The following is a 14684-nucleotide window of genomic DNA, read 5'->3' as shown; positions in this document are numbered from 1 at the left end:
CGAATGCTCCGGCAGACTCGTGGCTGTTGCCGTCGGAGCGCCCGCCCGACGGGGCCCGGCATATGGCCTTCCTCAGACCTCAACAGTCTCCGCAGGTTCCTCCTGCCGGCAACGGCGGCTGAACACGCAGACCCTGCGCCCCGGTACTGTCTGGACAGCTATGCCAGGTAGTCGCGTAAGCGTTGTGAACGTGCCGGGTGGCTCAGCTTCGCCAGGGTTCTTGCTTCTATCTGCCGGACCCTTTCCCGGGATATCCCGAATTCCCGGCCTACCTCCTCCCGCGTCCTGGTTTGGCCGTCTGCCAGACCGAACCGGAGTTGGATGACTTTCCTTTCCCGCGCGGGCAGGGTGTGGAGGACCGATGCGATGTGCTCCTGCAGGAGTACGGAACTTGCCGCCTCGAAGGGAACAACCGCGTCGTTGTCCTCGATGAAGTCTCCGAGCTGGGAGTTCTGCTCCGCGCCGATCGGGGTCTCCAGGGCGACCGGTGTCTGCGCGATCCTGAGAATTTCCTCCACTCTGTCCGGGGCGAGGTCGACCTGTGTGCCGATCTCTTCCGGTGAAGGTTCTCGGCCTAATTCCTGCAGGAGCTGCCGTTGGATTCGCGTCACCTTGTTGACCATCTCGGCCATGTGTACCGGGATCCGGATGGTACGCCCCTGATCCGCGAGGGCCCTCGTGACGGCCTGCCGAATCCACCAGGTGGCGTAGGTGGAGAACTTGTAGCCTTTTGTGTAGTCGAACTTCTCCACCGCCCGGATCAGACCCAGGTTGCCTTCCTGGATCAGGTCCAGCAGCAGCATGCCCCGGCCGAGGTACCGCTTGGCGATGGACACCACGAGGCGCAGGTTCGCCTCCACCAGCTTGTGCTTGGCGATCTGCCCGTCTCGCTCGATCGCCTGCAGGTCCTGACGCAGCTGGGGGGAGATCCTTCGGATGGCGGCGAGCTTCTCGGAGGCGAACAGGCCCGCCTCGATCCGTTTCGCGAGGTCGACCTCTTCCGCCGCGGTCAGCAGTCGCACGCGGCCGATGGTCTTGAGATACATCCGCACCGGATCCGAGGTCGGCATCGCGGATGCGTGTTCCTCCGGGTCGCGACGCCGCCCAGGTGTGTCTGAAGCGTCGTCGTCGGCCTCGTCGAGGACCTCGATACCGTCGTCTGCGAGCAGCCGTAGGACGAGGTCGCTTCTTTCGGGCGGCAGCTCTGCGTCGAGGAGCGCGGTGGCGAGGTCCTCCGGGGTGACGAAACCGTTCTCCTTACCCCGGGTGATGAATTCTGCGAGCTTTTCCACCGCGGTCCCGTCGGAGGCGTTCAGCTCCGTGGGCGGAGCCTGGACCTGTCCGTGAAGAGAACGACCCATGTCAATCGGCATCCATGTCCAGTACCGGAGGCCGCGGATGTTTCCGGGAGGCCCGGCGATGTCCTGCGTCGCAGCTGGGAACGGGTCCGCGCCACCGACGTGGATCGTGGCGCCCGTAGACTCCTGAAAGACGCGAGGCGCTCAGAGTGTCGACCACTGAGCAGGTCCTCTCTCCACGTGGCGAACGTAACGATGTCCGTGAGGTGCCCCCGATCACGGGCTCTTTCCTTGCGCTGTTGTCGGCTGGGATGGGGCAGGCAGCCTCTCGGTGTCCTGAGAGGGGATCACCGTGTCGATGGTCGTGGTCAGGCGTGGTCGCGGTTCCGTCAGGAGGGTCAGTGCTCGGTGGCGAGGAGGTCCCGCAGGAGGTCGGCCTGCTCGTGGAGCACGCCGGTCAGGATGGAGCGGGCCACCGCCAGCAACGTCACGATCTCCGGCGACGCCACCGCGTAGAACACGGTGTTGCCCTGCTTGCGGGTCGTCACCAGCCCGGCGCGACGCAGGACCCCGAGCTGCTGGGACAGATGCGAGGCCTCCAGCCCGACCTCGGGCACCAGCTCGCTCACCGACCACTCCCGTTCGCTGAGCAGCTCCAACGCCCGGATACGTGCCGGGTGGCCCAGGGTCCGGAAGAACTCCGCCTTCAGCTTGTACAACGGCGTCGCCATATGACCTCTCCCTCCAGCCATTATTCGCCTGTCAGGAACGACATCAGCCCAACGGCCCGTCACGTGACTCGACAACCTTACAACTTCATCAGATTGGATCGGCGTCGTTCAGTCATCGAGCGGGCATCGATGGACGGTGGTGTCGCCGGACCAGTCCTGCTGACGGGACGCGGCCGGCGGTATCGGGGGCACCACCGCCAGGCTGCGACGCTGACCGGGCCTGTTGACGCCCGGGGCGGCGATGGGACGGGGGACATGGGGGACATGGCCGTCAACGGAGCCGGTCGGCCAGGGCCGCGAGTTCGACCCAGAGGCCGTCGGGCACGCGGGGGCCAAGACCGACGAAATATCGCCGGATCGAGTCGGTTTCGTGTTCCCAGGCGGCCCGGTCCACAGACAGGAGCAGGTCGATGTTGTCTGCGGTCACCTCCAGCCCGGTGACGTCGAGCGCTTCGGGGGTGGGGACCACACCGAGCGGTGTTACCCGACCTTCGGCGGTTCCGTCGAGCCGGCCGATGATCCAGGCGAGGACGCGGCTGTTCTCGCCGTAGCCGGGCCACAGGTACGCGCCACTGTCGGGGTTTCGGCGGAACCAGTTGACGTGGTAGATACGCGGCAGCCGCGCCCCGGCTCGGCTGCCGACCGCAAGCCAGTGGGCGAAGTAGTCGCCCATGTTGTAGCCGCAGAACGGGAGCATGGCGAACGGGTCACGGCGCAGCTCACCGACCGTCCCGGCCGCCGCGGCGGTGGTCTCGGAGGAGACGGTGGCGCCGAGGAAGACACCGTGCTGCCAGGAGGTGGACTCGACGACCAGTGGCACGGCGGTGGCCCGACGGCCACCGAACAGGATCGCCGAGATCGGAACGCCGGCCGGGTCGGCCCACTCCGCGGCGATCGTCGGACATTGGCCGGCGGGGGCGGTGAAACGGGCGTTGGGATGCGCGGCCGGTGTCGCGGACTGCGGTGTCCAGTCGCGGCCCTGCCAGTCGAGGAGATGCGCCGGGGGGTTCTCGGTCAGCCCTTCCCACCACACATCTCCGTCGTCGGTCCGCGCGACGTTCGTGAAGATCGAATTGCTGTGGATCGTGTCGACGGCGTTGGGGTTGGTCTTCCGGCCGGTACCCGGCGCAACGCCGAAGAAGCCGGCCTCGGGGTTGACGGCGTAGAGCTGTCCGTCGTCTCCGAAGCGCATCCAGGCGATGTCGTCCCCGACCGTTTCGACTTTCCACCCGGGGATGGTAGGGACGAGCATGGCGAGGTTGGTCTTGCCGCAGGCGCTGGGAAACCCGGCCGCGATGTAGTGGACGTTCCCGTCGGGCCCGGTGAGTTTGAGGATCAGCATGTGCTCGGCGAGCCAGCCCTCGTCACGGGCCATCACCGAGGCGATCCGTAGCGCGTAGCACTTCTTGCCCAGCAGGGCGTTGCCGCCGTAGCCGGAGCCGTAGCTCCAGATCTCCCGGGTCTCGGGGAAGTGGACGATGTACTTGGTGGAGTTGCAGGGCCAGGCGACGTCGGGTTGCCCGGGCTGGCGCGGCGCTCCGACGCTGTGCACGGCGGGAACGAAGAAGCCGTCCTGGCCGAGCTGCTCGAGAGCCGGTCGGCCCATGCGGGTCATGACACGCATCGAGACCGCGACATAGGCCGAGTCGGTGATCTCGACGCCGAGTGCGGAGATCGGTGACCCGAGCGGTCCCATGCAGAACGGGACGACGTACATGGTGCGGCCACGCATGCACCCGGCGAACAGGCCCCGCAGGATGCTGCGCATCTCCTCCGGGTCGGTCCAGTTGTTCGTCGGACCGGCGTCGTCCCGGCTCTTCGAGCAGATGAAGGTGCGGTCCTCGACACGAGCGACATCACGGGGGTCGCTCGCGGCGTAGTAGCTACCGGGCCGCTTGTCCTCGGCGAGGCGCAGGAACGTGCCCTTGTCGACGAGTTCCGCGCAGAGCTGGTCGTACTCGGCGTCGCTGCCGTCGCACCAGTGAACCCGGTCGGGCTGGGTGAGATCAGCGATCGTGGCGACCCACTCCAGCAACGCCGGATGTGTCGTCGGTGTCGCTTGCAGGCCCGGGATCGTGACGGGCATCTCCCACTCCTTCGGCAGACTGTCAGACGATCGAACTGTATCTCAACTATCTGATGAAGTCGTCAGATAGTTGAGAGGGAAGGTCGTCCATGTGTTGTTGCGGGTAGGTCGACGGCCCCAAGCAGGGCGCATCGCGATCGCGTCCGGACTTTGGGGCGCGCAACAGCCCTTCGACGACCGATGCTGCATCGTCGAAGCCACGCCTTCCGCGCGAGCCCCGGGTCGGCAGTGCCCGGTCTGCGGCGGTGGAGCGTGCTGCTGGTCTGGAGGGCTGTGGCAGACCCGCGGCGTTCCCGGTGCTGTGCCAGGCGCCGCCCTCGTCGAGGTCGGCGTGTGTGAGCAGCCCGCTCTCACTTCGTCAGCGCCGGGATGCGGGTCGCAGAGGCCCACCAGGTCCTCGCCAGCTAGGTCGACACCGCCTTCTCCGACCAGGCCTGCTGCCCGGCCTGCGCCCGCGCCAACCGACGTACAAACAGCCGCGCGATCGCGCTGCGCACCCAGCACCCTGCCCAGCCTCCGCTGGTGGCGCTGTCTCGGCACCAGGCAGGCAGACAGGTTCACCGCTGAATCCGCCAACCAGATCATCGGCGGACGCGTGGTCCACAAACAGCAGATGCGCTGGACACCCCGAGGTGCCCACGTCCGTCTGCGTGCTTCCACTCGCGTTCTCAACGATGCCCCTGCCGACTCCGTCCGCTGGTGCCAGGCCATGAACGCGAGCGACGAATCGGCCGCGCCGATCACGAGCACGGCGTTGCATCCCACGGCCTGTCCCGGTCTTCGTCGCGACGGCACCGGCGACGATCGCGGCGATGAGCCCCGCCGAGGCTGCCGCTCCGGAGGTGACACCGAGACCCCACGCCGGCGGGAGCGTGACGACCGCGACGATGACACCCACGAGCAGGTTCGGGGTCGGCCGGTACCGGTACGCGGCCAGCTCATCCCGGTAGGGCAACGCGCGGAGCGAGATCGCCTGTGAGGTAAGCCCCGTGTTCACCATGTTGCCTTGGGGGCAGGGCGGCCGGGCCGGACCTGCGGATGGGCGGCGTCCCGCATACATATAGCCATGATGATGTCACTGCCTCCAGAAATGTTGAATTGCTAATATCCGCAAGTAATGGACATGGGTGCGGGGCGGTTGGGCGGGTCCGCCGGGATCAGGGAGTGGACAGCACTGACAGGGCGGCGTCCGAAACCGCTGACACGAGGTGGGGATGGTCTGGTCGTGGAAGCAGGGCGCCGAAGGGAGCCTGCTCCGCGACGGCATGGACTGCGGCGACGCGAGCAGCCATGGTGATCGATCGGCGGGCGGTCACGGCGGCGCGCAGCAGGCCCGGCAGCGCGTGCAGGGGCCGTGGCTGCATGGTCGCCTGGGTGAGACGGGGTGGTGCCTCGGGCCGGGCGCGTAACACCGCGGGACCTACGGGGGGTGCCGCCAGACCGATCAGGTCGACAATGAGATCGAGACGGTCCGCGAGCTGGTGCAGCAGCTGCACACCGTAGATGACCGGGTCGTACAACATCAGATCGCCGATGCCGGCGGCCAGCAGGAGACCGGCGAGATCCCCACCGCGGTGCGGGTCCACGACGGCCACCCGAGCCTGCCCCGGTCCGATGTCCCGAAGCCGCAGATGGTTCAAGGCGGCTGCCGCGGCCGCCACGGCGAAACCATCGTTGATGGTGTCGAGGAGTACCGGATGCGGCGCGGGACCGGGCCGCAGGGCGGCGCGCACCGCGTCGATGTGGCGGACATGCGTGTGCACCAGCACCGAGGCACCGAACCCCGCATCGATCATGCGGATCGCAGAGGCGAGCTCGTCGGGACCATCGACCGTGATCGGGATCGGAACAACATCGAAACCGGTTTCCCGGTGCAGGTGGACGGCCTGGGATTCCACCGCCGGCAACGAGGCCCCGGCCGGCAACGGCTCGAAGTCCAGCACCGCGCTGGCGTCGCTGAGCAGGGCCACTCTGCGGGTCCGGCCGCTGAACCTGTCGGTCTGCCCCGGATGGGTGGACAGATGGCGGACCACGCGACGGTCCGCGTCCACGTCCAACAACGCCAGGTCCCGCCCCGTGGCGATCGACGCCCGCAGCGACTGGCCGAGCTTCCCCGTGGACGCGACCGCGAACACCGGATCCTCGGTATGGAGAAGCTCGGACCCCAATGTCTCCTGCAGTGCGTGTACCAGCCACAACGGGGTCGACCCGCTGTCCGCGTCCACGGTGATCCGCCGGCAGCTATCCGGGCCAGGATCATCGGTCTGCACCACCACCATGCCCGGGGCCCGCGCGAGAACCGTCTCGAGAGCCGGCCGAGCCTGCGCGGACACGTACACCGCGAGACCGAACGCCGGATTCACCCGGGCCGATCCGCGGGACGTCACGAGACCGTCCCCACGGCGCCAGGCCGCCGAGCCGGCGGCATCGGTCGCCGCCTCCGTGGCCCTCTCATGACCGGCCGGCTTCGGCCTCGCGCAGCTGTTCCAACAAACCGACCTGCCCCGCCGCCACCTCCGTCAGGATCCGGCGTGCGGCCCCCATCAGATCGGCCACATCCCCACCCGCCAGCGCATACACCACGGTCGGCCCCTCGCGGGTCGCCGTCACAAGGCCCGAGCGGCGCAACACCGCGAGGTGCTGTGACAGGTTCGGCGGCTCCACCTCGATCTTCGCCAGCAGATCCCGCACCGGCATCGGCCCGTCCACCAGCAACTCCAGCACCCGGATTCGAACGGGATGCCCCAACATGCGGAAGAACTCCGCCTTCACCTGATGCAGTGGAACCACCACCAGGGCACCCCTTTCAGCCAGTACAGCCACGTTCACCGTCCATGACGCCAAGCCCGCCCGGCCGCCCCCCGTGCGCGACCGCCCGGCAACGTCAAGACAGTACTATCTTAGAAGTTGCAGAATTCAGCAACTAGCTGTCGTGGGGGATCTGGCGACGGGTGCGTGCTGTCAGCAACTGACACCGGATCGGCGACAACTGCCAGCGGGAGGAGTCGCCGATGCGGCCGTGGTGATCTCCATCGGCCATCGCCGGGGCGGATGGACAGCGGCCGTCGCACGTGTCTGCCGACGTTGTCGCTGGCCCGGTGGTAGGTGCACCGGCTGGACGCCTCTGCTGGCCCGCACAGCGAGCGTCATTCCGGCCCCTGTACGTCAAGTGTCAGGTAGCCGTATGCGTGCACAGGGTTCAGTGTCATGACCGTGGCCTGCGGTCCGACCAGAATTGTAGCCGCTTGTAGCAGAAGCGCTGAGGTAGCGGTCGAGGAGTAGTCCCCAAATTCGACAAGGCTGCCCTCTGTTACTTCTGGTTCCAGGGGGCGGCGGGCGCAGTGAATCGTTCGCAACGGCGCCTGGTGTACGAATTAACAAGTCGATAGTAGCCTCGGACTATTTTGCGACTTCAATATTCTGGGGGTTGAAAAAATGTCATGGAGGCTATCGGCTTTCCATCGTTGACCGCCACGACCAGCGTGCGGGTTGTCGGTGCTGCATCCGACCCGGCTGGATGATGTGCCGCAGCCGCAGGGATGCGGCGATCCCGCGTGACGTGGCTGCCCTGGAGAAGCGCAACTGTAGCGGGCCACGTGATGATCCGGACTGGTCCGGGCAGGCATGATGCCCGCCTTGTCGAGGTCTGAGTAGGCAACGCCGTCGGGGCGGCCGGCAGGAGTCGGAGAACGAGGCTAAAGGTCTCGAGCGGTGACGCGGTGCACATCGTGGCCGCGTGTGGTCTCCCGCGCCATGGCGGTGGACGGTTGATGCATGCGCTGCATAGACGCGATTTGTGCGTGTGGGTTACCTGAACGATGGGCGGAAGGACCCGGATAAAGGGGCCTGCCGGGACCCTGGCATGTCAACTATGCGGCGCGTAGAAGGTGAGACTGCGTCAGGGTATTGCGGGTGCGTTCGTCGGTTGCTGGTCGGCGGATGCTGCCGGTCGGCGAGGATCGGCGGGCCACGCCGGCTTGTCGGGGCGAGGGATCCGCTGTCGCGGGGGAGGGGACTGTCGGCGACGTCTGTGTCGAGAGGGGCTGCGCGGCGCCAGGAACCGTGGCAGACCGGGGTGGGGAGCCGCACGATCCTGCGCGTACAACCGGGCAGCGCCTCGTCCATTGACCCAAACAACGCCCCACCTTGAAAACAGTGACGATGCGGACCGATGATCAGCATATTTGACATCGCTAGTGCCGCTCTCGGCAACGTCCGCCTGCTCTGGCGATGTCAAATGTGATGGTTTCAGGCCCACCCCGCCAGGGCTGGGCAGGCCAACCTTGGCGGGGCCGGCGTCGGAGCGGGTGGACTCTCCGACTTCTAGGAGGAAGCGGAATCCTAGCTGTCATCCCGAGTGATGGTCGAAGGCTGTCCACGAAGGGCTCGGGGGGCGCGCTGAAAATAATGGAAGTTATCCTCGGGTAAAGCTGCGAGCCGGAAGGGAGAAATGGCGGTCTTTTGGAAGCTGATCCCACGGAGGTCGTGCTTTATTCCGAGAGGTCGATCTCCCGGTATGTGAACCCGCTCCGGCGGCCCCACACCTGTTCTCCGCGCCCCCTCCTTGACGGCTCCGGATAAGAATTCCCCTGTTCCCGGCCGGGCGCTCGAGATTCGTGTCTTCCGTGGGTCTAGACCGGTGCTGGCGACTTGTGCCGGTCCTTCGCCTCCTGCCGCCGTTACCATGATCGCAGCGGCGGCCTCCGTGGCATGGTATATCGCAGACGAGCGGAACGAAGTATATGTGTGATCGTGGCCCCGCCGCCGGGGGATCGCCTGAGCTCGGACAGGACTATTCTTTACGGGCAGCATGCCCATCGATTTCATGGTCCTATGTGGGATTGTAGTGTGAGACGCTCCCGTTGCGCGCGATGGCGGTAGCCACGCCGCTGCTACGGTCGGGCTCGCGAATCAGTGAACCGCTGGGTAGCGTTCCCCCCGGGTCGTTTCCAGAGAATAAATGTTGAGGCGAAAGAGGAGTGCGATGACTCAGCAGGAGCAGCAGGAGCAGCAGCAGCGTCGGCAGGTGGAGCAGCAGCTGCGTCAGAACTGGCGGCAGCTTCGCTACCGTCTGCTCGACCAGTTCGGCCAGATCAGCGCATCGGATGTGGATGCCGCGACGGGTGTCAATGACCTGATCGCGCGGATCGCCGACAAGTCCAACCACAGCGAGCGGTACGTCGAGAACCGGCTGCGAGAACTGGTCGGCGTCGGCGTCGGTGTTGGCCAGAGCGGGCAGTCCGGCGAGCGTTTCGGCGGTGAGCAGGCTGATCAGGGGCGGCAGGGCCAGCCGTTCGGCCGCGAGTAGCCACCTCGGATACCGGGCGGGCGTGGCAGGGAACGGCAGCCCCGAACCTGGCGTGCCCGCCCGGCCGCGACACGGCCTCATGAGTACGGGGGCTGGCCCGGATGCGGCCTATGTCCAGCAGAGGCACAGGTGAAGACGCGGCACTACATGACCGGCGCCCACGGAGTGGGTGAGTTTCGCCGAACCCGCCACGTCGACACGGAGGAAGTGGGCCGCGAGGAAGGACGGTCCGCTGAACGTTTCTTCGCGTCGAGGTCGGGCCCGAGCCGGTCCTTGGCCTCGTCGAGGTCAAGGACCGGCACATCGGGGACCTGGACCTGACCAGAACCCTGGGTCCGGCCCGGGGAACGCCGCAGCTTCGCCGAGAACGACTACGCCACGCTGATCACCGCCGCGCACCACCAGCTCCGTGCCCCGATCAGCCTGTGCTGGGACAACCTCAACACCCACCGCAGCCAGACCATGCGGCAGTTCCTCACCGCCCACACGGCCTGGCTGACCGTCGTAGCGCTATCCGCCTACGCCCCTGAACTCAACCCGAGCGAAGGAGGCTGGGCGCACGTCAAACACCAGCTCGCCAACCACACCGCCTGGACCGTCGCCATGAGTGAGCCACCATGGCACACTCATGGCCATCGAATTAGGCCGATTTCCGCGGCTCCGAGGTTCATCGGTGTTCTCCTCTGTTTCGGTGGGTCGGTCAGCTCGCCGTGGCCGGAGGCTGCCCTCCGGGCGCGCCGGACGGGGGCTGGCCGCCGGATGCCCCGCTGCTACCTGGGGTGGTTGTGGTGTCGACACCGACGGCGAGGGCGACCGTGTAGCCACTGGTGACGTCGCCGGTCACGGTCGCGAGCTGGCTGGCGCCCGAGTCGTCACCGAAGACGTTGTCGCTGGAGAGGCTGACCTGCGCCAGGTTCGTCACCGACGCCTCATAGCCCTGCTCGGCGTAGACCGTGGCGCAGACGCCTTGGGGCAGCGCGACCTGGGAGGTGGCGATCGCCGCGGTGGAGTCGGTGATGCTGGCCTGGTCGGGATAGACCTCGAAGTGGATATGCGGCCAGCGCCCCGAGTAACAGGCCGGGAAGATGCTGGTGAAGCGGACCGTGCCGGTGGCGTCGGTGACCTGGACCCCGCGCAGGTAGTTCTGGTCGGTGATGCCCTCGGAGTACAGGGAGTAGCGACCCTCGCGGTCACAGTGCCACACGTACACGGCCACTCCGGCGAAAGGCGTGCCACCGTTCGCAAGATCGGTGACCGTGAGCACCAGAGTCATGGGAACGCCCTCGGCGGTGCCTGTCGCCCCGCCGAAACTGGACCGGATGTCGCTGCGGACCACACCGCTCTGTTCCAGCACGTCTGGCCCGTTCGACCCGTCGCCCGGGTAGGGGCCTGCTGTCTCCTCGGGAATCTCCCCGACGGCCGCATTCGCCGCCGCGGTAGCCGTAGCGGTAGTCGTCGTGCCTGACGACCCCAAGGACCCGACCTCACCCGGTGTGCAGGCAGCCAGACCCGCTGCCGCGGCACCCACACCGAGAAAGGTAAGCATCCGCCGCCGACTTACCAACGTCCCGACATCGAACCCCAGCCCCTGATCGACAATGTCCTCCTCGGGCCGGGCCAAGGCACGCCCCTCGTACGTCCGGATTCGGCTCGCCTTCCGCTTGCCCACCATGTGCACTCCCTCGGAGACCGGCTGATCCTGCTGTTCAGCGTGACCCGATGCACCGTGCCCGCACTGTGCGCCAGCTGTGCGATTGCTGTGCATGCCAGCGTCGCATCGGTAGTCACCAGCCCGCAGATCCACCACATCCGCGGTCTCCCCGGCCAGGCCGGGCCGTCCCTCGGGAAGCCTGCGCCCTCATCGACCAGCGCGCGGATTCGAGATCAGGGCGGGCAGGCGCGTGCGCCGCCGGGCGCCTGCCTCGCATGCCAGAGCACCACGTTGAGCTTCATCAGCGCGAGATCGACCGGCACCGTAGCTACGGGCCATGCGATGCGGCCATATTGGTCACCCAGCGCGATTCACACGGGTCCGGCGGCGCCCAATGCAGGCCCCGCGGAGAGGCCCCATCACCACCGGCCGATGATCCAGAGAACAGAATTGTCACGGAGACGATGTTGGACATGGCCGACGGATGGAGCAGCGCTCGATGGAATTGGTGTGTCCTAAATATCCGTATCGGTTGGTGTCCTGCATCTTCGGCACCTTGAAGAGGGCACAGGGTGCTTCCCAGGAGCTCGCTCCTTGCCGGGTCGGCACCGATGAAGCAAGGGGGTTGTCGCAACGAGTCGTCCGTCGATGACCAAGTAGTTCAGGGAGATGTGGTGGCCGCCGAACCGCCAGGCCCAGACACGGTCCCTTCCGGGGCGGCCGAAGAGTCTAAGCCCGTACAGCCCGGGGTCGCGCCCGCGCTGGCGGCCCCAGTGCGATCCCCGCCCAGCGGCAACCCCAAGCCCGACCAGGCCGGACATCGAGACCGAGAGCGCCGCACACGCCGCGCCGAACGGGACCCCGTCCGGCCCGACCGCGCACCGGGATGGGGCCCTGCCTCCCTCCGGTCGGCACCCCACCCGGGTGCGTCGAACCGGCCGCCTATTCGGTGCGTCGGAGCGTCGTCCAATTCTCATCCTCCCCACGTGCGTGGGGAACACGAACTTCAAATGGCGATGTCGCTGTCATTACCATTCTGGGTTTCCCGTGGATTGTTGACCAGCTCATCGCGATTTCCGATGTGATGGCGGACTGGGTTCTCGGTGGCGAGCTGCGCGACCCGGATTTGGCGAGTGACTTCCTGGTGCCGTTCGACGGGGGGATAGGTGGGACCATCGGCCGCCTGATTCCTGTCGTTATCGTCTACCTCGGAATCGCGCTGATCTATCTCGAGCTCGTGGTCCGCAACAGCCTGATCTATGTTGTGGTCGCGCTTGCACCACTGTCCTTTATGGCAATGACGATGCCCGCGGCGAAGGCGGCGGCGCGCAAGTCCGTGGAACTGGTCGTCGCGGTGATCCTGATCAAGCCGGGGGTGTTCGTCGCGCTCCGGGTCGGCTTCGACCTCGGCCGCCCCGGCCTTGGCCGACCGTCACCCGACGAGAGCGTGTGGGGCGAGACGTTCGTCGGGCTGGCGATCGTCCTGATCGCCGCGTTCGTGCCGTGGATCATCTGGCGTCTGGTGCCGATGGCGGAACAGGCGATGATCGCGCAGGGGCTTTCCCGCGCGCCGTTCCGCGCCGGTATGCAGGCCATGCAGCTTGCGTACTTCGGCTCCGCGCTGGCCGGTCGCGCTCGGAGCGGGTCCGGCGGATCGGGGAGCAAGCCCGGCAGTGGGGGCAACCGTGAGGGTGGGCTGGGCCCTCCTCGGACGCTGGCCGGTCCAGGGTCCTCCTCGAGCCGGTCCACTCGTCCGATGACCCGCGAGAGCGACGGTTTGGGCGATCAACGGCGGGGGGCGGGCCAGGCCGGCATACCCGGGTCGGTGAATCGCCAGAGCGGGCCGGTGCTGGCGGAGCGTGTGCTGGGCGATCGGCCACCGGGCGGGCGTGCCGCCCCGGCCGATGATCCGCCGCCACCGCCACCGCCACGCCCTGATCGGCAAGGACCTGGCGGCCGGCGCGGCCCTGCGGGCCCGAGGACCCGGTCGTGACCGCCCCGCCGCTGTTCCGGCTCGGTCGCCGCCGCGCCGGCGGGACCCACTTCGGCATCGCAACGGTGCCGCTGCTGCTGACCGCAGGTGGCTTCACCGCTTTGATCGTGCTGCCGCTGCTGACCGGCAGCGTGGTCGCCGGGATCGCCGTCGCCGCCGGATGCGGGCTGGTCGCCTTCGCGCCCGCGCCGGGAGGCGGCTCCATCCACGAAGCCGTTCCGCTGGCCGTGCGGCACCTCGCACGCCGGGGCACGGCCCGCGACCGCTGGACCGCCCCGCTGCCGCTCCTTGCCGGAGCTCCGGCGGCCGAGACGCGAGCGGACGACGACGCCGGCCGGCTTCTTCCGCCGCCGCTGCGCGGCCTGGGAATCGTCACCGCACCCCGCGATGCCGGCCGGGGAACTACCGACAGCGTCGCCCCGGTCGGCCTGATCCACGACCGGCGGGCCGGCACACTCACCGTCGTGCTGACCTGCCGTGGCAGCGAGTTCGGGCTGCTCGAACCCGCGGACCAGCACCGTCGCCTGTCGGCCTGGGCTCAGGTCCTCGCCCATACGGCGAGAGACCGCGGCATGCTGCGGCTCGGCTGGTCGCTCTGGTCCGGCCCGGCGCCACCGTCGGAGCATCTGCACTGGCTGCGTGACCGGCGTCCCGACCTGGCCTCGGCGGGCCCCGGGCCCACCCGCGCCGCGGAGGACTACCAGCAGCTGCTCGAGACCGCCGCGCCCACACTCACCCGCCACGACCTGCGGCTGTGGCTGTCACTCGACATCCGCCGGCTGCCTGGCCGCGGGGGAGCGGAGGCGACCGGCGCCGCGCTGGAGTCCGCGAGCACGTTGGCCGATCGATGCCGCGCGGCCGGCCTCGTCGTCAGCGAGCCCGCCTCGCCAGTCGAGATCGCCGAGGCGCTGCGCCTGCGCGCCGATCCGTCCGTGGCCGGCACGCTCGCCGGTCTGCGACGCACTCTCGCCCAGCACACGGGCACCGCCAGCGTCCTGGAGGGCGTCCACGCCGGACCACTGTCGATACACACCCGTTGGGACGCCGTGCGTGTCGACGACGTGTGGCATCGGGCCTTCTGGGTGGCGCAGTGGCCGGTGACCAGCCTGCGCCCCGGCTGGCTGGATCCGCTGCTGTTCGAGCCGACCTGCGCGCGCACCGTCGCCTTCCTGCTGGAACCGCTCTCCGCGCGTTCCTCCCGCCGGCGGATCAACACCGATGCGGTGGACGTCGAAAGCCGGATAACGGTGCGCGAAAGGCACGGCTTCCGGGTGCCGACCCATCTGACGGGGGCTCAGCAGCAGGTGGACGAACGGGAAGCCGAGCTGCACGCCGGCCACGCGGAGTACGGCTTCCTCGCGCTCGTCGACGTCGCCGCACCCACCCGGGACGAGCTCGACGACGCCAGCCGCCAGCTCGTCAACGCCGCGGCGTTCGCGGGCATCGGCGAGATCCGCCCCCTGCACGGCCGTCACGACCTTGCCTGGGCCGCGACGCTACCCACCGGACGAGGGCCGGCCCCCAGCCTCCTTCGCGGCTCGTTCTGACTGCGCGCACACGCCCTGACCGCTGAGCAGGGTTCCCGCTGCCCCCTGCGGCCCGGCGCTGTCCGGTCCG

At 68.0% G+C, this 14684-nt stretch carries 10 protein-coding genes and 1 pseudogene; 4 read left to right on the top strand and 7 right to left on the bottom strand.

Features of this window, described 5'->3' with window-relative positions; translation table 11 throughout:
* Positions 1 to 158: 158 nt before the first annotated feature.
* The 5 genes from rpoD to AWX74_RS15500 all read right to left on the bottom strand — a co-directional run bounded on the left by rpoD (position 159) and on the right by AWX74_RS15500 (position 6908).
* Positions 159 to 1361, bottom strand: coding sequence for an RNA polymerase sigma factor RpoD (rpoD, locus tag AWX74_RS15525; RefSeq protein WP_091277219.1), 1203 nt, complete (start codon positions 1359 to 1361; stop codon positions 159 to 161).
* A 335-nt stretch (positions 1362 to 1696) separates the two neighbouring features.
* Entirely contained in the window at positions 1697 to 2029 is a 333-nt protein-coding gene (locus AWX74_RS15520; RefSeq protein ID WP_006544955.1) for an ArsR/SmtB family transcription factor, read from the bottom strand.
* Positions 2030 to 2300: 271 nt separating this feature from the next.
* Positions 2301 to 4115 carry a phosphoenolpyruvate carboxykinase (GTP) gene (locus AWX74_RS15515; RefSeq protein WP_091277217.1) on the bottom strand — a complete coding sequence of 605 codons (1815 nt, stop codon included), beginning with the start codon at positions 4113 to 4115 and terminating at the stop codon, positions 2301 to 2303.
* A gap of 1157 nt (positions 4116 to 5272) precedes the next feature.
* Complete coding sequence (locus tag AWX74_RS15505; RefSeq protein WP_165615644.1) at positions 5273 to 6502, bottom strand: malic enzyme-like protein; 1230 nt, start codon at positions 6500 to 6502, stop codon at positions 5273 to 5275.
* A 64-nt stretch (positions 6503 to 6566) separates the two neighbouring features.
* On the bottom strand, positions 6567 to 6908 hold the full coding sequence (locus AWX74_RS15500; protein ID WP_091277212.1) for an ArsR/SmtB family transcription factor: 342 nt from the start codon (positions 6906 to 6908) through the stop codon (positions 6567 to 6569).
* A gap of 2191 nt (positions 6909 to 9099) precedes the next feature.
* On the opposite strand from AWX74_RS15500, the gene AWX74_RS15495 reads away from it, so the two are divergent.
* Positions 9100 to 9423, top strand: a complete 324-nt coding sequence (locus tag AWX74_RS15495; protein ID WP_091277210.1) for a hypothetical protein — start codon at positions 9100 to 9102, stop codon at positions 9421 to 9423.
* A 381-nt stretch (positions 9424 to 9804) separates the two neighbouring features.
* Positions 9805 to 9999: pseudogene (locus AWX74_RS42050) on the top strand (transposase); the annotation flags it as partial.
* 124 nt (positions 10000 to 10123) lie between these two features.
* On the opposite strand, the gene AWX74_RS15485 reads toward AWX74_RS42050, so the two are convergent.
* The gene (locus AWX74_RS15485) at positions 10124 to 11095 is read right to left on the bottom strand and encodes an intradiol ring-cleavage dioxygenase (RefSeq protein WP_091277209.1); all 972 of its coding nucleotides are present in this window, start codon (positions 11093 to 11095) and stop codon (positions 10124 to 10126) included.
* Positions 11096 to 11589: 494 nt separating this feature from the next.
* Complete coding sequence (locus AWX74_RS42540) at positions 11590 to 11895, bottom strand: DUF3500 domain-containing protein (protein ID WP_207550337.1); 306 nt, start codon at positions 11893 to 11895, stop codon at positions 11590 to 11592.
* Between the two features lie 128 nt (positions 11896 to 12023).
* On the opposite strand from AWX74_RS42540, the gene AWX74_RS15475 reads away from it, so the two are divergent.
* Together AWX74_RS15475 and AWX74_RS15470 are read left to right on the top strand one after the other, a co-directional pair.
* Complete coding sequence (locus AWX74_RS15475) at positions 12024 to 13067, top strand: TrbL/VirB6 family protein (protein WP_131799470.1); 1044 nt, start codon at positions 12024 to 12026, stop codon at positions 13065 to 13067.
* Entirely contained in the window at positions 13064 to 14614 is a 1551-nt protein-coding gene (locus AWX74_RS15470; protein WP_091277205.1) for an SCO6880 family protein, read from the top strand. The genes AWX74_RS15475 and AWX74_RS15470 overlap by 4 nt, the downstream gene beginning before the upstream one ends.
* Positions 14615 to 14684 lie beyond the last annotated feature (70 nt).

The organism is Parafrankia irregularis, assembly GCF_001536285.1.
GTDB classification, from domain to species: domain Bacteria; phylum Actinomycetota; class Actinomycetes; order Frankiales; family Frankiaceae; genus Parafrankia; species Parafrankia irregularis.
The sequence above is the reverse complement of the archived record's forward strand: the minus strand, read 5'-3'. Positions and strand labels throughout refer to the sequence as shown.

Excerpts from the sequence above, each read along its gene's own strand:
- AWX74_RS15520 (WP_006544955.1), bottom strand. The coding sequence starts at position 2,029 with ATGGCGACGCCGTTGTACAAGCTGAAGGCGGAGTTCTTCCGGACCCTG.
- AWX74_RS15495 (WP_091277210.1), top strand. The coding sequence starts at position 9,100 with ATGACTCAGCAGGAGCAGCAGGAGCAGCAGCAGCGTCGGCAGGTGGAG.
- AWX74_RS15485 (WP_091277209.1), bottom strand. The coding sequence starts at position 11,095 with ATGGTGGGCAAGCGGAAGGCGAGCCGAATCCGGACGTACGAGGGGCGT.
- AWX74_RS15515 (WP_091277217.1), bottom strand. The coding sequence starts at position 4,115 with ATGCCCGTCACGATCCCGGGCCTGCAAGCGACACCGACGACACATCCG.
- rpoD (WP_091277219.1), bottom strand. The coding sequence starts at position 1,361 with ATGGGTCGTTCTCTTCACGGACAGGTCCAGGCTCCGCCCACGGAGCTG.
- AWX74_RS42540 (WP_207550337.1), bottom strand. The coding sequence starts at position 11,895 with ATGTCCGGCCTGGTCGGGCTTGGGGTTGCCGCTGGGCGGGGATCGCAC.